The organism is Mediterraneibacter torques (assembly GCF_044591705.1).
In the GTDB taxonomy this organism is placed as follows: Bacteria; Bacillota; Clostridia; order Lachnospirales; family Lachnospiraceae; genus Mediterraneibacter; species Mediterraneibacter torques.
This window is the reverse complement of the sequence record NZ_CP172594.1, coordinates 2,813,985-2,831,957: the sequence shown is the minus strand read 5'-3', so window position 1 is coordinate 2,831,957 and position 17,973 is coordinate 2,813,985. Positions and strand designations below refer to the sequence as shown.

Below are 17,973 nucleotides of genomic sequence, written 5' to 3'. Positions count from 1 at the left end.
AATGGTAAAAGTAATCGGAGTCAGATTTCGTACTGCCGGGAAAATTTATTTTTTTTCTCCCGGACAGTTTGATATTAAGCAAGGCGACAATGTGATCGTGGAAACTGCCCGCGGCGTAGAGTTCGGGCGAGTTGTAAGCGGAGTAAAAGAAGTTGCCGAAGAAGATGTGATCCAGCCGTTGAAATCAGTGATCAGGATTGCGACTGAGCAGGATCAGAAAGTTGTAAATAAAAACAAACAGAAAGAAAAAGAGGCGTTTAAGATCTGCCTTGAAAAAATCCGTAAGCATGGACTGGAAATGAAATTAATCGACGTTGAGTACACTTTTGATGGGAATAAGATATTATTTTATTTCACAGCAGACGGAAGAATTGATTTTAGAGAGCTTGTAAAAGATCTTGCCGCAGTATTTCGCACAAGGATCGAACTTCGTCAGATCGGAGTGCGTGACGAGACGAAGATCCGCGGGGGGATCGGTATCTGCGGGCGGCCGCTTTGCTGCAGCACATATTTGACTGAATTTTCCGCTGTGTCGATTAAGATGGCGAAAGAACAGAATCTGTCTCTGAATCCGACGAAGATATCAGGTGTGTGCGGAAGGCTTATGTGTTGTCTGACGAATGAAGAAGAGACGTATGAGATGCTTAACAGCCAGCTTCCGTCAGTCGGGGATGCGGTTACGACAAAAGACGGACTTACAGGAGTTGTCCATTCATTGAGCGTTCTGCGCAGATTGGTAAAAGTAATCGTAAATTTGGAAAACGATGAGAAAGAGATCAGAGAATATATGGCGGATGAGCTGAAATTTAAACCGAGACGAAAGAAACAGAAAGTTACAAAAGAAGAGATGAAGCAGCTTGCGGAACTTGAAAAGGAGTAGGTAGCGGCATATGAGCGGACAAAAGAAGGGGAAAGAAGCGGTTCTTTTTCCGGGCGAGCGACTGGATGATCTGCAGCTTAACGGTCTTGAATTGATTCAGGATCCGAAGAAATTCTGTTTTGGCGTAGATGCTGTTTTTCTTTCGGATTTTGTGAAAATAAAGGCGGGGGAGCGGGCTCTTGATCTGGGAACAGGGAACGGGATTATACCGATACTGTTGTCTGAAAAGACGCAGGGACGTCATTTTACAGGTCTGGAGATTCAGCCGGAGATGGCAGAGATGGCTCGAAGAAGTGTAGACTATAACGGTTTAGAAGATAAAGTGGATATTGTGACAGGCGACATCAAAGAGGCGGCGGAAATATTTAAGCCGGCCTTTTTTGATGTGATCACGACAAATCCGCCGTACATGATCGCAGATCACGGACTTCGCAATCCGGCGGACGCCAAGGCGATCGCACGGCATGAGGTGCTTTGTTCACTTGATGATATTTTGCGGGAGAGTATGCGCCTTTTGCAGGATAAGGGAAGATTTTATATGATACACCGTCCATTCAGGCTGACGGAGATTATGATTAAAATGAATTATTATAAAATTGAGCCGAAACGGATTCAGTTTATTTATCCGTATCTTGATAAAGAGCCGACGATGGTAATGATAGAAGGCGTACGCGGGGCAAAGCCGCGTATCACGGTAGAACCGCCGCTTGTGATTTATAAATAAAAAGAAATGAAAAGGTAAAATAAATAAGAATTAAAAAGATATAAAAAAGAAATGAAAAAACAAATAAAGAAATAAAAAAATAGACAACAAGAAAAGAAAACAGAAAACAAAAAGAGACGAAGAGAAAAACAGGAGGGAAAGATGGCAGGAACTCTCTATTTGTGTGCGACGCCCATCGGGAATTTAGAAGATATTACATTTCGAGTTCTTCGAGTGCTTCGGGAGGCAGATCTTATCGCGGCGGAAGACACACGTAACAGCATTAGGCTTTTGAATTATTTTGAGATTGAAACGCCGATGACGAGCTACCATGAATACAATAAATTTGATAAAGGAAGAGTGCTTATAGAGAAGCTTTTGGAAGGAAAAGATATTGCGCTTATTACAGACGCGGGAACGCCCGGGATCTCCGATCCGGGAGAAGAGCTTGTACGTATGTGTTATGAAGAAGGGATTACGGTTACTGCTGTTCCCGGAGCTTCGGCGTGTGTGTCTGCACTTACGATCTCGGGACTTCCGACAAGAAGATTTGCGTTTGAAGCTTTTCTGCCATCAGATAAAAAAGAGCGGGAAGCTGTCTTAAGTTGTCTGGAAAAGGAACAGAGGACAATCGTTTTGTATGAAGCTCCGCACCGTCTTATCAAAACATTGAAGATGCTGGGAGAGCGGCTCGGCGACAGGCGGGTAAGCGTATGCCGGGAACTGACAAAACGGCATGAAACTGTGTATAGATCGACTCTTTTGGAAGCGGTTTCTTATTATGAAGAAAATCTTCCGAAAGGGGAGTGCGTTCTTGTAATTGAAGGATTGAGCCGTGAAGAGATCGAGCAGGAAGAGCAAAAGAAGTGGAGTAATCTGTCGATCGAAGAACATATGGAGTATTATCTGTCGCAGGGAATCGATAAAAAAGAAGCGATGAAGAAAACCGCAAAAGATCGAGGAGTGCAGAAAAGAGAAATTTATAACTATCTTGAAAAACTAAAAAGTGGTGAAGGAAACTAAAAAATAACCGATACCGGAGGTTATCCGATATCGGTTATTTTGCCGTCTTTCATAAATACGATCTTTTTGCCTAATGTGCGGGCTTCCAAAGGATCGTTTGTTACATATAAGACGGTAATTTTAAGTTCTTCGTTAATTTCGAGAATATCACAAAGCATCTCTTTTCTTCGTTCAGGATCTTGACGCGCAAAATCTTCGTCTACGAGGAGGACTTTCGGCTGGCAGACAATCGCGCGTCCGAGAGCGACTTTTTGCTTGTCTCTTTCAGAAAGCGCCTTGATCTTCTGCCCCAGAACTCCTGAAATCCCGAGAAGTTTGGCGGCATCGTTTACACGGCTGTCGATAATGTTGCGGGGAAAATCCCTCAGACGCAGACCGAGCGCCATGTTGTCGTAGGCGTTAAAATGCTTGTAAAGCGTATAATTTTGGAACGCCATCGCAAGCCGTCTGTCACGCGGCAAAATATCGTTTAATAATTCATCACTGAGATAAATCTTACCGGAAGTGATATCCTCTAATCCGCCGATCATGCGGAGGATCGTAGATTTTCCGCATCCGCTGGGACCGTGAAGAGTAATGAATTCGCCGTTGTCAACACGAAGACTGACATCATTGACGGAGACGAAACCGTTTGAGTAAATTTTCGATAAGTGTTCTAATGTCACACTTGCCATAAAAACACCTCCATGATCACATTATAGTAATATATTAGCATAAAGCGCCTCGGTCTACAATCCTAAACAAAAACCGATGTTCAAATACCGAACCGACGTTCAAGTCTTAAGCCGAGCCATACTCAAATCTTAAATCGGACCGACGTTCAAGTCTTAAACCGAACCATATTCAAAGCCTTAAATAAAACCGGCACTTAGATGCTGCTCAGGTTATGCGAGGAGGACGCTTGCGGCAAGTCCCGCGAATGTAGCGATAAGCGCACCGGCGAGCGTGTAGCGGGATTTTTTGATTCCGGCAGTCATAAAGTAAACACTCATCGTATAGAAGATTGTCTCTGTACAAGACAGCGAGATCGATGCGATCATACCAAGACGGGAGTCTGTGCCGAATTGTTTGAAAATATCGAGGAGGAGTCCTGTCGCTGCAGACGAAGAGAACATTTTTACGATAGTAAGCGGAACGAGTTCGCCGGGAAAACCGATCCTTCCGGTAAAGTTTTCAAGCAGACCGGAAATGAAATCAAGGAACCCGGAAGCGCGGAGTATTCCGACGGCCGCCATAAGTCCGATAAGCGTCGGCATGATCCGAACGACTGTAAAAAAACCGCTTTTTGCTCCTTTGATAAATGTTTCGTAAACATTGACCTTTGCGGACAGACCGTAAACGATGATGCTTAGTATAAGGAACGGAACAATATAGTTTGAAATATAGACGAGAAGCTGCATAATAAACCTTCCTTTACAGAATGTACGGATTATTTGATTATATGTACGGCAGGAAGATCCATTCCTAAAATAAGAAAAAGCAATGTATATTAAGGCCGGATATAACATAGGATGCAGTAAAAGAAGATTCGGGGGTTATTATGCCGATATGGAAATGTAACGGCAAAGAGAAAGTAAATAATAATCAAAAGAAACGAATATATTTCAAAATTTTGAATCTTTTGCTCGTTATAATACTTGTATTTTCTGTGGCGTCAGTGGGCGGATGCTCAATGGAGAGTAAGCAGGGAGCAAAAGGTGCGAAAAGCGCAGGAAAAAGGCAAAGTGAAGATGCAAGATTTGAAGAATACACGGCGGAACTATTCTGCAAAGAAGTGTCGGCAAATACAGTGAGTCTGCATTATACGCTTAAAGCGCCGGAAAAATATGGGATTGAAGCAACTGACGCTACATTCGGTCAGTTTGAAAGAGAGCCGGAAGCAGTCAAGGCGGCGGCGGAAAATATGCGTCAGGCTCTTCTTGGATTCAACTATGATGATCTTAACGTACAAAATAAGATTACATATGACATTTTAAATTATCGGTTAAAGCTGATGAAAAAGAGCGCGGATTATACAATGTATGAAGAACCGCTCGGGCTTGTAAGCGGAGTGCAGACACAGCTTCCGGTAGTTTTATCAGAATATCGTTTTTATGATAAGGAAGATGTGGAAGTATATCTGGCGCTTGTAAGACAGACGGAAGAATATTTTGAAGAGATCATGATATTTGAAAAGAAAAAGGCAGAGATGGGTTTGTTCATGCCGGATCAGGCGGTGGAAACAGTGATCGGGCAGTGCCGCGCCTTTTTGGAAATGGGGAACGGAAATTACTTGTATTCGACGTTTGCAGATCGAGTGATGGAATTAAATACATTGACAGAGAAAGAAAAAAGTGACTATATACAGGAAAATGCACTTGCAATATCCGATTATGTGTTTCCTGCGTATGAGCGTATGACGGAGGAACTGGAACAGCTCAAAGGATCGGGTAAAAATGAAAAAGGTCTTGTATATTTTCCGAAGGGGAAGGAATATTACGAACTTCTTGCCCGGCAGTCAACCGGTTCAAGACGTTCGGTAGAGGAACTAAAAGATTTGACACGCAGACAGATAAACGAAGATCTTACGGCGATGGAGCAAGTGCTCGGTCTGACAACAAAGGAAGCTAAGGAAGCTGCGGCGGTGATCACAGATAAAAAGGCAGAGCAGATATTGGAACAGTTAAAAGAAGGATCGAAAACTGCGTTTCCGGAACCGCCTCAGACAAAGCTGGAAGTAAAGTATGTTCCGGAGGCAATGGAGGAACATCTAAGTCCTGCGTTTTACATGATACCCGCGATCGATAATTCACAGCAAAACGTGATCTATATTAACAGGGCGCGCATGGGAAACGATATGACGCTTTTTACGACACTTGCTCATGAAGGATATCCGGGACATCTTTATCAGACGATTTATTATGAAAGTACGCATCCTGATCCAATCAGAAGTCTTCTTGATTTCGGCGGATATGTGGAAGGATGGGCGACTTATGCGGAAATGGGCAGTTATTATCTGATGGGGCTTTCCAAAGAGCAGGCGACCCTTTTACAGAAAAACGCCTCTATCATACTGGCGCTTTATGCCCTTGCGGATATCGGAATCCATTATGACGGGTGGAGCGTCGAAGATACGGAAGCATTTTTTAAAAACTACGGGATTACAGATAAAGATGCAGTCGGCGAAATCTATAAGCTGATCCTCGGTTCGCCTGCCAACTATCTGAAATACTATATCGGGTATGTAGAATTCCTTGAATTAAAGAAAATGTGGGTTGACGAGAAAGGAAAAGATTTCTTACAAAAGGAATTTCATTCGGCTGTGCTGAAAATCGGACCTGCGCCGTTTGAAATAGTTGAAGATTATATGTGGAAAATGTAAGAATCAATTCCCTTTCAGTAATCTGTCGATCAGCCTGGAAGCATCGCTTCGTGAAAGCGTTTCCGGATTATAAGAGAGCGCTTCTGCATTGCAAGAGAACGCTTCTGTATTATGAGAAAACGTTTTTTTATTTTTTGTCAGACGTTCAAGAAGAGCAAGCTGTTTTGGTGTGGCAGGCTGAGGCTTCCTGATCTTATATGTAAGCTGCGACGGTTTGAACGTCTTTGGATTGTCAGGTTCAAAATAATGGGAGAGCGTCTGATATAATTTGGCAGTTGCAAGCGCGTCAAAATAAGCGCGGTGGGCTGCCTTATTTTCTATTTTATAATGTTCGCATAAAGCGCTAAGGCTTTTGGATTCTAGTTCGGGATGCACTTTTTTGGCGATTTTTAAAGTATCGATCCCCATTTTTTCAAACGGAAGTCCTTCACGGGCAGCCGTACACTTTGTAAAACTGTAATCAAAGATGATGTTGTGACCTATGAGAATATCTTCTTCGCAAAAATCAATAAAGTCTGTGATAACAGAACGGGCGGGACGAGCAGATGCGACCATATCGTTTGATATACCGGTTAGGCCTGTGATGGCGGGCGAAATGAGTTCCTGCGGTTTGATAAATTCCATAAAGCGTTCGCTGACTTTTCCGTCTCTGACTTTTAAAGCGCCTATTTCTATAATTTCATTGTTCATCGGATCTAACCCTGTTGTTTCAAGATCGAAGGCGATATAAGATTTTAACATTATAGTTCGTACTCCTTTTCGGGTGTATGTAAGCAGTTTCAGATACAGATCATTATACAGGAAAAAATGGAGAAAATCCAGAAAAAGGGGCAGGGAGTACATGACGCATGTTCGACCATGTACTCCCTGAATAATCAAGAGGGAAAATCTTGAAGGTTTACATTCATTTATTTTAAAACTTAAAGTTTATCGCCTCGTTTTACATATCCCGGTTTTTCAGGAGCGGCGATGATACGTTTTCCGCGGATGAGACGCGCATGTTTATCTACGACGAGATTTTCCGCATGAACGCCTTTTCCGATAACAACATCGGCAGATATGATACAATTCTTTACAATAGCGCCGGATTTGATAACACATCCTCTTCCGATGATGGAATTTTCAACTGTTCCTTCGATCAGGCATCCATTGGAAACAACAGAAGAAGTCACCTTGCTTCCTTCAAAATACTGAGTCGGACAGGAATCGTTCGTGTGCGTGTAGATCGGCCAGTCTTTGTCGAAAAGACTTCCGGCATTATTCAGGTCTACAAGAGACATATTTGCCTGATAATATGCGTTAAAATCATTAATGATCGCAAAGAACCCACGGTGGGATACCGCACGAATATCAAGATTTTCGGATTCTTCATCAAGAATGTCGGCAAACGTGTACATAGATGATCTTTTGCTTGCTTTGCGAACAAGTTCGATGAAGAGATCTTTTTTCATAACATATGTATCCATGGAAATGTTGCGGTTTTTCGCATTTCCGTGATTCGGTTCGATTGCAAGAACTCCTTTTTGTTTGTTGATATTCAAAGCGTTACAGTTCAAAAAAGCGTCTTTGGCGTTATCGACCGAGTGATACATCATAGAGATGTCCGCGCCGGATTCGATATGAGCGTCGAGAAATTCGCTGTAATCAGCTTTGTAAACCATATAACTCGGAGCTATGACAACGTATTCATGAGGCATCTCCTCGAGGCACTCTATGTTTTCCATATAAGCGGTAATGTCGGTACTGTAAATGTCGCCGATCTGACCGTGTTCTGTATACATGATATTCAGACTGCCGCGTTTTGAGTTGATGTTGTAATGGCGGCCTGTTCCGAGGTGCTCTGTAAGGGAGCGAGGTTTTCTTCTGATAAATACTTCGATATTGTCAATTCCGCTGTTGCTCATATTAGAAATCGGAAAATCAATGATGCGGTAACGTCCGAGGAAAGAGAAAGCGCCGACAGGACGAAAATCCTGAAGACCGTCTACTTTAATATGATTTCCGGCAAAATTTATAATTCCAAAAGCTCTGTTCATATTATTCATCCCCCTTTACACGTTTTGCCACAAGTTCGATATTCTTGCTGTCAGCGCTTCCGACAACGGCGTTTTTACCGATCTTGACACCGTCTGCAACGAGCGTGCGTGTAACGACAGCTCCTTCGGCAACTTCTGCCCCCGGCATAAGAACACTGTCTATAACCTGTGCTCCTTCGGCAACTTTTGCTCCTGTAAACAGGACAGAATTTTTAACTTTACCGTTGACAACGCAGCCTTGTGTGATAAAAGCGCGGTCAACAACAGCGTCGGCGCCGATATACTGCGGAAGAGCCGTTACGTCCTCTGTGTAAATCTTCCATGCCGGATCGTTCAGGTCAAGTGCATTGTTTTTGTCAAGAAGATCCATGTTTGCTTCCCAGAGGGAGTCGATCGTTCCGACGTCTTTCCAGTATCCCTTATATTTGTAAGCGCAGAGCTTCTTCTCGTCATTGAGAAGCGCCGGGATAATGTCTTTTCCGAAATCGTGGCTGGAATCCGCGTTCTTCATATCGGCAAGAAGCGTTTTGCGAAGCAGTTTCCAGTTGAAGATATAGATACCCATGGAAGCAAGATTGCTCTTCGGGTGTTCCGGCTTCTCTTCAAATTCTACGATGCGTCCTGTTTCATCGGTGTTCATGATACCGAATCGGCTCGCTTCTTTCATCGGAACTTCAATGACTGCGATTGTCGCGTCGGCTTTACTCTCTTTGTGGAATGCGAGCATCCTTGCATAGTTCATTTTGTAAATATGGTCGCCGGAGAGAATAAGAAGATATTCCGGAGAATACGTGTCGATAAAGTCTATGTTTTGTGAAATCGCATCGGCAGTTCCACGGTAAACATCAAGATTGGCATCTGATTTTTCACGGGGCGGGAGTACATAGACGCCGCTGTCTTTCGCGTCCAATCCCCAACGTCTTCCGGCAGCTACATAGCTGTTGAGAAGAATGGATTCGTACTGAGTCAATACGCCTACAACGTCGATTCCGCTGTTGGCACAGTTGCTGAGTGGAAAATCAATAATCCGATATTTTCCGCCGTATGAAACAGCCGGTTTGGCGACTTTCTGGGTCAGGTCATGAAGACGGGAACCGCGTCCACCGGCCAAGATCATGGCTAACATATTATTTTGTTTCATGCTTGAGTCCTCCCTTATAATTTACTCCCCTTTATTATACAATTCTATTCGTGAAAATGCCATACTTTATTGTGCGAAATAGTAAAAAATTCGTCAAAATAGTATAAATTATAAAATAATACAGAAAATTGAAAAATAATACAGAAAAAAGGATTGACATTAAAAATTTTGCTACATATACTATATTGTTAGCACCCGAACTATTATAATTTTGTGCATAATACAGAGGTCAAACGACTTCGTAAAAAAGGAAAAGTCAATACGAAAAATGCGGATACGGAAATCAGAAAGAGAAGAGGATGGATTATGGAAGAGCGGTGTGACGTAGGAAAGATCATCAATCGGATCTCGCATCAACTGAAGCGGAGAATGAATTGTCATGAGGAAGAGGATTCTTTGACAAATATGCAAAGGCATGTACTTCATTACATATTGCTTCAGTCAATGAGCAGGGATATTTACCAGAAGGATGTTGAGGCGGAATTTCAGATCCGGAGATCCACAGCGACGGGAATCTTACAGCTTTTAGAAAAAAACGGATTTATTTTGCGGAAAGCAGAAGACCGGGATGCGCGGCTGAAAAAGATCGTGCCGACAGAGAAAGCGGAAAAAGTCAGAGAACATGTATTGATGAACATTGATCGTACGGAAAAAATCATCCGTCAGGGGATACCTGATGAAAAAATGGCGGTTTGTATAGAAACGCTGGAACTGATTTCCGCCAATTTGTTTGAAGATGAAAAATGCTGTACCGAAAAACAAAAGACGGCGGCAGCCGGCGCAGTGTGATCAAAGCCGATCAAAGGAAACTGTGCCGGGAGGGAAACAGTTCGGGGGAAAGAAAGCAGCATGTAAACAAAAATCAATAGTAGAGAGAGGAGCTAATAGAAAAGATGGATAAAAAATTACTGCGCTCAGTGCGCGAGTATAAGAAACAATCGTTTCTGACACCTGTTCTTGTAGCCGCGGAAGTGTTTGTGGAAGTTCTCATTCCGCTTTTGATGGCGAAGATTATTGATGTGGGGATCATGAACGGAGATATGGCATATATCATAAAGCTGGGCGCTTTGCTCGTACTGCTTGCGGTCGTGGCGCTTTTTTTCGGAGCGAAGGCAGGTCAGCTTGCGGCGGTAGCGTCTTCGGGATATGCTAAAAATTTAAGACATGATATTTTTTATAAAATACAAGATTTTTCATTCGGTAATATCGATCATTTTTCAACGCCGGGTCTTGTGACAAGACTGACGACCGACATTACGAATGTACAGATGGCGTATATGTTTACGATCCGTCTGCTCGCAAGAGCGCCGATCATGATCGTGATGTCCCTGATCATGACGGTGACGATCAGTCCTGCGATCGCATTTATGATGTTGATCACGATTCCGGTTTTGGGAGGACTTTTGATCTTTATCGCAAAGAAAGCGCACCCGCATTTTATCAAGGTGTTTGACGAATATGACGAATTGAATAATGTCGTTCAGGAAAACGTCAACGCAGCCCGCGTCGTGAAAGCGTACGTTCGGGAAGACCATGAAGTTGAAAAATTCGGAAAGATCTCGGGTATTGTATTCCGGCTTTTTACAAAAGCAGAGAAAATCGTTGCCTGGAACTCTCCGACGATGCAGTTTACTATGTATATAGTCGTTCTTGCAATGGTGCTGATCGGCGGCGAAAGTATCATAAGCGGAGATATGCTTACAGGAGAGCTGACAAGTGTGATCGTCTATGCACTTCAGATACTGACGTCTCTTATGATGGTGTCGTTTGTATTCGTTATGATCATGATCGCGGAAGCGTCTACGGAACGTATCAACGAAGTTTTGGATGAAGTACCGGAAATGGAAGACAAAGCGGATGCAGTTACGGAAGTTACAAACGGAGATATCGAATTTGAACATGTGAACTTCAGTTATGCGGGAGAGGGAGGCAATCTTTCGTTGAAAGATGTAAACCTTCATATAAAGAGCGGTCAGATCGTCGGAATCATCGGCGGTACGGGAAGCGCTAAGTCAACGCTCGTGCAGTTGATCCCGAGACTGTATGATGTGACGTCGGGAACAGTGAAAGTCGGCGGAACAGACGTGCGGGATTATAATTTGAAAGCTTTGCGGGATCAGGTGTCTGTCGTTCTTCAGAAAAATGTACTTTTTACAGGAAGTATCTATGAGAACATCCGTTGGGGTGATGAAACTGCAAGTGATGCGGAAGTAGAACGCGTATGTAAGCTGGCGCAGGCGGACGGATTTATCAGAGAGTTTCCGAATCAATATGAGACGATGATCGTAGAAGGCGGAAATAATGTGTCAGGCGGTCAGAAGCAGAGACTTTGTATTGCAAGGGCGCTTTTGAAAAAGCCGAAGATCCTTATTCTGGACGACTCGACAAGCGCGGTAGATACGAAAACAGACGCGCTGATTCGTCAGGCTTTCAGAGAAGAGATTCCGGATACGACACGGATCATCATTGCGCAGAGAGTTTCTTCGGTAGAGGATGCGGATGTTATTATCGTAATGGACAAAGGAGAGATCAGCGGAATCGGAACATCGGAGGAATTGCTGAAAACGAATGCGATTTACAGGGAAGTATATGAATCACAGATGAAAGGAGGAAAGGACAGTGAGTAAAGAAAAGAAACCGACAAAACCGTCGTTGAATAAAAATACATTAAAAACAGCAAAACGTCTACTCGGATATGTGACGAAAACATATAAAGTACAGTTTATTATCGTACTGATCTGTATTCTTGTCAGTTCGATTGCGACGATCTCGGTCTCATTGTCGCTGAAGTTTCTGCTGGATGATTATATTATCCCGCTGATCGGGCAAAAAAGTCCGGATTACACAGAACTGTATCAGGCGCTTGGTATATTGGCATGTATTTTCTTGAGCGGCGTAATTGCCTCCTTCATTTACACGAGACTTATGGTCGTGATCGGGCAGGGCGTGCTGAAACGTGTCCGCGACGAGATGTTTGAACATATGCAGAAACTGCCGATCCGTTATTTTGACCGGAATACAAACGGTTCGATCATGAGCCTTTATACAAACGATACGGATACGCTTCGTCAGATGATCAATCAGTCGATCCCGCAGGTGCTTATGTCGGCTCTTACGATCGTAGTCACATTTATTGCGATGCTTGTTTTAAGTCCGATCCTGACAGTTCTCGCCGTTGTGATGATCGGGGTGATGACGGCTGTTGCGAGAATGGTCGGAGGAAACAGCGGAAAATACTTTGTACGGCAGCAGCTTGATCTGGCAAGTATCACGGGATTTGTGGAAGAGCGTATGACGGGACAGCGGGTCGTGAAAGTATTTAACCATGAACGGATTTCGGAAGAAGAATTCGATCAGCTGAATGAAAGTCTGTTCGTCAGTTCATCAAAGGCACATACGTTTGCAAGTATCATGGGTCCGGTTATCGGAAATATGGGAAACTTACAGTTCGTTTTGACTGCTGTACTGGGCGGCGCGCTTTCGGTACTCGGCATCGGAAACATTACGCTTGGCGTGATGGCGTCTTATCTTCAGTTTACGAAGAGCTTTACTCAGCCGTTTATGCAGATTGCCCAGCAGTTTAACTCAATCATCATGGCTCTTGCAGGTGCGGAACGTATTTTTAATATGATGGATGAAGAGCCGGAAGTAGACGAAGGATATGTTACTCTTGTAAACGCAAAGAAGGATGCACAGGGAAATCTTACGGAGTGTAAAGAAAGAACAGGCTTGTGGGCATGGAAACATCCGCATCAGGCAGACGGCACAGTGACATATACGGAGCTGAAAGGCGACGTGAGATTTTATGATATGACGTTCGGATATACGGAAGACCACATGGTGCTTCATGATCTGACTCTGTACGCGAAGCCGGGACAAAAACTTGCTTTTGTCGGTTCGACGGGAGCGGGAAAGACAACGATCACAAACCTGATCAATCGTTTCTATGATGTTCAGGACGGAAAGATCCGTTATGATGATATTAATATAAACAAGATTAAAAAGGCTGATCTGCGAAGATCGCTTGGTATCGTTCTTCAAGATACACATTTGTTTACAGGAACGATTATGGAAAACATTCGTTACGGGAAACTGGATGCGACAGATGAGGAAGTTTATAAGGCAGCAGAGCTGGCTCATGCAGACGGATTCATCAGAATGCTTCCGAAAGGTTATGAGACGCGCTTGAGCGGAGACGGAGAAGAACTGTCTCAAGGACAGCGTCAGCTTCTTGCGATCGCAAGAGCTGCCATTGCCGATCCGCCGGTACTGATCCTGGATGAAGCGACATCGTCTATTGACACAAGAACAGAAAGTATCGTTCAAAAAGGTATGGATAACCTTATGAAAGGGCGTACAGTATTTGTAATCGCCCACAGACTTTCGACGATCCGAAACAGCGATGCGATCATGGTGCTGGAACACGGACGTATTATCGAACGTGGAACACATGATGAGTTGCTGTCACAGAAAGGAACGTATTATCAGCTTTATACAGGAAACTTAGAGCTGTCGTAGAAAAGGAGGGGTTAAAACCCCCCTTTCTTTTTTATAATATAGATCGGTCGTTTCTTGCTTTCCATATAATCTTTCGACATATATTGTCCGAGCAGTGACAGGAAGATCATCTGTATGCCGTTCAACGCGAGGATCAGGCAGACAAGCAGAAGGATCCAGTTTGCTTTATGTCCGGTGAAAACGGAAACAAGTCCTGTGACAACGGCGGCGATCAGGAGAAACATGCCGATGAAGCCGGGCAGGGAAGCGGGGGCGGAAGAAAATGATAACATTCCGTCCATTGCATAGCGGAACAGAGAGCGGAAATTCCATTTTGTTTTTCCTGCGGCGCGCTCAGTGTTGTGAAACGGAATCCATTTTGTATCAAATCCAACGAAAGAGAAGATCCCTTTCATATAGCGGTTGTATTCTTTGAGTTCCAAAATAGAGTCCGTCATAGCTCTGTTCATCATTCGGAAATCACCTTTTCCGTCTCCCATATCGAGATGACATGCGTTCCCGATCAAGTGATAGAAAGAGCGGGATAAGAACGTGCGGATCGGATTTTCTCCGGTTCGGTCCTCTCTAAGTCCTGCACAGCAGTCGTATCCTTCGTATTTGACAGCGTGATACATGTTTTTAAGCAGAGCGGGCGGATGCTGCAGATCGGCGTCCATAAATACACAGTAGTCTCCCGATGCATTTTGAAGTCCGGCGTACATGGCGGCTTCTTTTCCGAAGTTTCTGGAAAATGTAAGAAAACGGACACGCTCGTCTTTCTCTGTAAAATGCTGAAGGATCTCTGCCGTTCGGTCAGAACTTCCGTCATCTATAAAAAGAAATTCGCAGACAGCGCCTTCGATCGAGGATGCGGCGTCTGAAACCGCGCTGTAAAAAGCGGGGAGAACGCTCTCCTCATTAAAACACGGAACGATAATGCTGATCACATCGTCAGCAGGATTATTTTTGATTGTCATATGGCAGCAGCTCCTTTCTGATCATATTTTGATCCTGCCCATGAGCGGCAGTTTTGAAAACGCGGTATTTGCAGAGCGCATAGTTTCCGATCACGGTTACGACGCTTACGATTAATTTTGAGCCGATCAAAGAAAGTGATAATTGATCGACGGCAAGCCAAAGCAGAACGTTTTCGACGAGCAGTGTGATAAATCGTAGAGCAGCAAAGGAGAAAAACTCTTCGGGAATCCGTCTGTTTGACCGAAAGACCCATTTTCTGTTCAGAACATAGGCGGCGATAACCGCGCCTGTCCATGCGATACTGTTAGATGCAATATACGGAACGTGAAAAAATAGAAAAAGTCCGTATAACATGTAATTAACTCCGGTTGTGATTCCTCCGGTAATGATGTAAGTGAGCAGTTCTTTGCTTAAGTAAATTCGTTTCAAAGTCAGTTCCCTCTTTCTTATAATGATTATAGTGAATTTCTTACAGCGCGTTTTTATGGTGAGCCGTTGTAATATTTTGTGTTTTTCTTGAAGTAAAGACTCCAAATGTAAAAATCAGGTAACTTAAATAGCACAACAGAGATATCAGGCTGATGATACAGCCGATTTGTTTTCCGGGAGGAGAAAATCGAAATTCGATCTTATGAGTCCCCTTTTCGATATGTGCTCCTGCAAAAGCTTTATTTACGCGGATAATATCTGTGCGTCTGCCGTCGATGTAAAGCTCAAGTCCGTTTTGCCGCGGAATCGCAGATGCGAGAACCCCGTTGCTTTCTGCATGGATGCTTCCGGAAAAAACAGTCGTGCCTGAAAGGAAGGCGCTGCGTTCGGTTCTGCTGTCACAGACCGCTTTTGTAATTGTGTTCTTGTCGTCGAAAATATGTTTATTACATAAATGCCACTGTACGTTGCTGACAGTGAAATGACCCTTTGGAAAAGTAACCTTTAGTTTTGTCATACCCGAGTCGCTGTCCGCTGAAAACTGATAGTGAAACATATTGTTTCCGTTTGGGTAAGGCGCAAATAGTCCCGAAAGCTTATTGCGTATGTTGTTAATGTCGATGACAACAGGATCGATCGTTTTATTATCCACCTGGAAAGAAAGCAACAAAATGTTGCCAAAACCTGTATTTTCAACATAAAATGTCAACGATTGTTGACATTTTGAGATTATGTCATACTTATCGGCAGTCTTTTTGATAGTCAAACTATCGGGAAGTTTGCCGTCTGCCGACAGTTTCGGGGCAAAAGGAGTGATAAACTTTCCGGGGAGGTAAACGTCGCTGTCCGTATCAGTGGAAGTGTTTTCTATTATGGTTTTGCGGGAAATCGCTTCCAACTGTTCGATTTGATTGAAACGGTCAAACTCTTTTTCAGAGATTGTATCCGATGTAAAATAAACATTCGGAAGCACGTTTTTATTCTCTGCGACCACCGTGTCTTTTGCCGAAGAATACAGAGGTGTATACCCGGCGGGAATATGATCTTTTTCTGTCTCGATATACCGAACGCCAAGAAGATGAAGCATGAACGGATTATCGGAAGTAAGCAGCGCGATCCGGTTATTGATTCGGATCGGTGTATTCAGCACGTCATAATACAAGTCGGAGTAAGCGCTGTTTGTCACAGAAGAATACATAGAACTTCTTGTTATTTTCGCTTCTGGGGCGCGGTTTCCGTTTGCAAGCGGTTCGGTCAGGCTGTCAAAATGATAGAGCGGATCCATCGGAATTTCCGCAAGTTTTGTGTAAGTTTCTTTTGCCGAAACATCTGCTTTCTTTACCCAGTTTTCCTTTCTGGCAGTTGTAATATACATACCGACCGGGGCGATCAGTATGAGCAGATAGACGAGCAATTCTACCCGGGCAAAAATGCGGGGATTTTTAAACATTTGCAAAATAAGGTTTTGTTTCCGTCTTTGTATCAGGCAAAATAAAAACAGAATACCAAGTTCGATCAAAATCCACGGAAACTGAACTTGACTGAACCAGAGCAGACCAAGCGGAAGCATTACGGCAAACGGATAGAGCGGATACGATGAAACGCGGTCTGTTTCGGTGTGCGCTGATTTTAAGTAACGTACGCAGTGCAGGATGAACAGCGGCAGAAACGGAATAAGTATCTTCGGTCTGGCGTAGAGCGTTCCGTTTAAAATGTAAGAAAAGATACCGAACAATCCGAAAGATAAAAATAAAACGCTGTCAGGAAAGAATTCTTTTTTGGCAGGATTTTTTTTATTTAATCCGGCAAGTATCGTGTAAAAGCAGATCAATGTAAGCCCCAGTCCGTATTCGTTAAACAAGATGCCGTTCATAGAGATATTCGGTCCGAAAAGCTCTAATATTTTCAAAAGAGAAAATCCGCCGCCGCTTCGTCTGTGCTCCATCAGTACAAGTCCTGTCGGCAGAAGGAGCGCCGCCGCCATGCATACGGAAAGAACGGCGGAAGGGATATATCTTTTGAAAAACGAATCTTTCCAAAATGTCTCTTTTTCCGTTCTCAGCCAGTACCAGCCGATCGCGGCAAATGCGGCGATCGCAAAATAGAAGCTGTGCAGGCAGATCAGAAGCATACAAAGAGGGAGAAAGCGAAACTTACGTTTCTTCACGCACAAAAAAGCAAGGATCAAAAACGGCAGATAATTGACAAACATGATCTGACGATGCATATGGAAAAGACATCCCGCAGTCAAAAATAAAACGCTTCCGATGAAGGAAAAGAACGGGGAAATATCCTCGCTTTGCAGCCACATATAACATAAAAGAACGGAAGCGAGATAAAGTGCAAGCATATAGCCGATCAGGATGTAAACCATCGGAACTTGCGGAAACAGACATCCGATCAAAATATCAGGTCTTAAAAATCCATAATAAGAAAACTGATATCCGCTGCTTCCGCTTCCGAGATCGATCCAGTCGGGAAGAAGCGTGTGCTGTTCCACGCAGGCGTCACGGATCGTTTCCGCAAGAGCGGCATGTTGGGAGAGCCAGTCCGTATTCGATCCGTAGACGGCGTCGGCAGGCAGAATTGTCGTTGTCAATATAATAAAAAGCAGAATAAGCGCTGCCGGATAAATGAGTTTCTTCATATATAATGCAACTCCTTTAAGTGTTATTTACAGGATTCCCTTTATTTCCTGACATAAACAGGATATTATAGTCGTCTTAATAAATTGCGGAAAATAAAAAGAAAAATTCTTAAGAAAAACCGACAAAATCTTAAAAAAATATTGAATGAATTGACGGAAATTAAGCAAATATAACGAAGGTTGAGTGAATAAGTAAATTCCATATGTAAAAGTAAATTCCATACAGAAGACTAAATTCGATATTTTAGGGTTTGACGAATTGTGTCAAATCCTTTAAA

Annotated in this window: 15 protein-coding genes; 7 read left to right on the top strand and 8 right to left on the bottom strand. The window is 43.4% G+C overall.

Going from position 1 to position 17,973, the window contains the following annotated elements:
* Nucleotide 1: 1 nt before the first annotated feature.
* From ACH9UM_RS13110 to rsmI, 3 genes are all read left to right on the top strand, one after another.
* On the top strand, nucleotides 2-880 hold the full coding sequence (locus ACH9UM_RS13110) for a stage 0 sporulation family protein (protein ID WP_004845984.1): 879 nt from the start codon (nucleotides 2-4) through the stop codon (nucleotides 878-880).
* 10 nt (nucleotides 881-890) lie between these two features.
* On the top strand, nucleotides 891-1,604 hold the full coding sequence (locus tag ACH9UM_RS13105) for a tRNA1(Val) (adenine(37)-N6)-methyltransferase (RefSeq protein ID WP_004845985.1): 714 nt from the start codon (nucleotides 891-893) through the stop codon (nucleotides 1,602-1,604).
* 141 nt (nucleotides 1,605-1,745) lie between these two features.
* The gene (gene rsmI / locus ACH9UM_RS13100; RefSeq protein WP_004845986.1) at nucleotides 1,746-2,606 is read left to right on the top strand and encodes a 16S rRNA (cytidine(1402)-2'-O)-methyltransferase; all 861 of its coding nucleotides are present in this window, start codon (nucleotides 1,746-1,748) and stop codon (nucleotides 2,604-2,606) included.
* Between the two features lie 20 nt (nucleotides 2,607-2,626).
* Here rsmI and ACH9UM_RS13095 read toward each other — a convergent pair whose 3' ends face one another.
* Nucleotides 2,627-3,280 (bottom strand): ABC transporter ATP-binding protein, encoded by a 654-nt coding sequence (locus ACH9UM_RS13095; protein ID WP_004845987.1) that lies wholly within the window; start codon nucleotides 3,278-3,280, stop codon nucleotides 2,627-2,629.
* 210 nt (nucleotides 3,281-3,490) lie between these two features.
* Nucleotides 3,491-4,006 carry a spore maturation protein gene (locus ACH9UM_RS13090; RefSeq protein WP_004845988.1) on the bottom strand — a complete coding sequence of 172 codons (516 nt, stop codon included), beginning with the start codon at nucleotides 4,004-4,006 and terminating at the stop codon, nucleotides 3,491-3,493.
* Between the two features lie 140 nt (nucleotides 4,007-4,146).
* On the opposite strand from ACH9UM_RS13090, the gene ACH9UM_RS13085 reads away from it, so the two are divergent.
* Entirely contained in the window at nucleotides 4,147-5,967 is a 1,821-nt protein-coding gene (locus ACH9UM_RS13085; protein WP_009242538.1) for a DUF885 domain-containing protein, read from the top strand.
* A 3-nt stretch (nucleotides 5,968-5,970) separates the two neighbouring features.
* Here ACH9UM_RS13085 and ACH9UM_RS13080 read toward each other — a convergent pair whose 3' ends face one another.
* The 3 genes from ACH9UM_RS13080 to ACH9UM_RS13070 all read right to left on the bottom strand — a co-directional run bounded on the left by ACH9UM_RS13080 (nucleotide 5,971) and on the right by ACH9UM_RS13070 (nucleotide 9,144).
* Nucleotides 5,971-6,708 carry a PolC-type DNA polymerase III gene (locus ACH9UM_RS13080; protein WP_009242537.1) on the bottom strand — a complete coding sequence of 246 codons (738 nt, stop codon included), beginning with the start codon at nucleotides 6,706-6,708 and terminating at the stop codon, nucleotides 5,971-5,973.
* Nucleotides 6,709-6,887: 179 nt separating this feature from the next.
* Nucleotides 6,888-8,003: a glucose-1-phosphate adenylyltransferase subunit GlgD gene (gene glgD, locus ACH9UM_RS13075; RefSeq protein WP_009242536.1), complete on the bottom strand. Its 1,116-nt coding sequence runs from the start codon at nucleotides 8,001-8,003 to the stop codon at nucleotides 6,888-6,890.
* Between the two features lies 1 nt (nucleotide 8,004).
* Nucleotides 8,005-9,144, bottom strand: a complete 1,140-nt coding sequence (locus tag ACH9UM_RS13070; protein ID WP_004845992.1) for a glucose-1-phosphate adenylyltransferase — start codon at nucleotides 9,142-9,144, stop codon at nucleotides 8,005-8,007.
* Nucleotides 9,145-9,450: 306 nt separating this feature from the next.
* On the opposite strand from ACH9UM_RS13070, the gene ACH9UM_RS13065 reads away from it, so the two are divergent.
* From ACH9UM_RS13065 to ACH9UM_RS13055, 3 genes are all read left to right on the top strand, one after another.
* On the top strand, nucleotides 9,451-9,933 hold the full coding sequence (locus ACH9UM_RS13065; RefSeq protein ID WP_004845993.1) for a MarR family winged helix-turn-helix transcriptional regulator: 483 nt from the start codon (nucleotides 9,451-9,453) through the stop codon (nucleotides 9,931-9,933).
* A 104-nt stretch (nucleotides 9,934-10,037) separates the two neighbouring features.
* Nucleotides 10,038-11,771, top strand: a complete 1,734-nt coding sequence (locus tag ACH9UM_RS13060) for an ABC transporter ATP-binding protein (RefSeq protein ID WP_022003285.1) — start codon at nucleotides 10,038-10,040, stop codon at nucleotides 11,769-11,771.
* On the top strand, nucleotides 11,764-13,662 hold the full coding sequence (locus ACH9UM_RS13055; RefSeq protein WP_227077118.1) for an ABC transporter ATP-binding protein: 1,899 nt from the start codon (nucleotides 11,764-11,766) through the stop codon (nucleotides 13,660-13,662). Before ACH9UM_RS13060 ends, ACH9UM_RS13055 begins: the two co-directional genes overlap by 8 nt.
* A gap of 11 nt (nucleotides 13,663-13,673) precedes the next feature.
* Here ACH9UM_RS13055 and ACH9UM_RS13050 read toward each other — a convergent pair whose 3' ends face one another.
* The 3 genes from ACH9UM_RS13050 to ACH9UM_RS13040 are packed head-to-tail and all read right to left on the bottom strand — an operon-like array spanning nucleotide 13,674 to nucleotide 17,695.
* Nucleotides 13,674-14,618 (bottom strand): glycosyltransferase family 2 protein, encoded by a 945-nt coding sequence (locus ACH9UM_RS13050; protein WP_004845996.1) that lies wholly within the window; start codon nucleotides 14,616-14,618, stop codon nucleotides 13,674-13,676.
* Nucleotides 14,602-15,048 (bottom strand): GtrA family protein, encoded by a 447-nt coding sequence (locus ACH9UM_RS13045; protein WP_009242531.1) that lies wholly within the window; start codon nucleotides 15,046-15,048, stop codon nucleotides 14,602-14,604. The genes ACH9UM_RS13050 and ACH9UM_RS13045 overlap by 17 nt, the downstream gene beginning before the upstream one ends.
* Nucleotides 15,049-15,088: 40 nt before the next feature.
* The gene (locus tag ACH9UM_RS13040; protein ID WP_055158699.1) at nucleotides 15,089-17,695 is read right to left on the bottom strand and encodes a YfhO family protein; all 2,607 of its coding nucleotides are present in this window, start codon (nucleotides 17,693-17,695) and stop codon (nucleotides 15,089-15,091) included.
* Nucleotides 17,696-17,973 lie beyond the last annotated feature (278 nt).

Excerpts from the sequence above, each read along its gene's own strand:
- ACH9UM_RS13085 (WP_009242538.1), top strand. The coding sequence starts at position 4,147 with ATGCCGATATGGAAATGTAACGGCAAAGAGAAAGTAAATAATAATCAA.
- ACH9UM_RS13095 (WP_004845987.1), bottom strand. The coding sequence starts at position 3,280 with ATGGCAAGTGTGACATTAGAACACTTATCGAAAATTTACTCAAACGGT.
- ACH9UM_RS13105 (WP_004845985.1), top strand. The coding sequence starts at position 891 with ATGAGCGGACAAAAGAAGGGGAAAGAAGCGGTTCTTTTTCCGGGCGAG.
- ACH9UM_RS13070 (WP_004845992.1), bottom strand. The coding sequence starts at position 9,144 with ATGAAACAAAATAATATGTTAGCCATGATCTTGGCCGGTGGACGCGGT.
- rsmI (WP_004845986.1), top strand. The coding sequence starts at position 1,746 with ATGGCAGGAACTCTCTATTTGTGTGCGACGCCCATCGGGAATTTAGAA.
- ACH9UM_RS13050 (WP_004845996.1), bottom strand. The coding sequence starts at position 14,618 with ATGACAATCAAAAATAATCCTGCTGACGATGTGATCAGCATTATCGTT.
- ACH9UM_RS13040 (WP_055158699.1), bottom strand. The coding sequence starts at position 17,695 with ATGAAGAAACTCATTTATCCGGCAGCGCTTATTCTGCTTTTTATTATA.
- ACH9UM_RS13080 (WP_009242537.1), bottom strand. The coding sequence starts at position 6,708 with ATGTTAAAATCTTATATCGCCTTCGATCTTGAAACAACAGGGTTAGAT.
- ACH9UM_RS13060 (WP_022003285.1), top strand. The coding sequence starts at position 10,038 with ATGGATAAAAAATTACTGCGCTCAGTGCGCGAGTATAAGAAACAATCG.
- ACH9UM_RS13065 (WP_004845993.1), top strand. The coding sequence starts at position 9,451 with ATGGAAGAGCGGTGTGACGTAGGAAAGATCATCAATCGGATCTCGCAT.
- ACH9UM_RS13090 (WP_004845988.1), bottom strand. The coding sequence starts at position 4,006 with ATGCAGCTTCTCGTCTATATTTCAAACTATATTGTTCCGTTCCTTATA.
- glgD (WP_009242536.1), bottom strand. The coding sequence starts at position 8,003 with ATGAACAGAGCTTTTGGAATTATAAATTTTGCCGGAAATCATATTAAA.
- ACH9UM_RS13110 (WP_004845984.1), top strand. The coding sequence starts at position 2 with ATGGTAAAAGTAATCGGAGTCAGATTTCGTACTGCCGGGAAAATTTAT.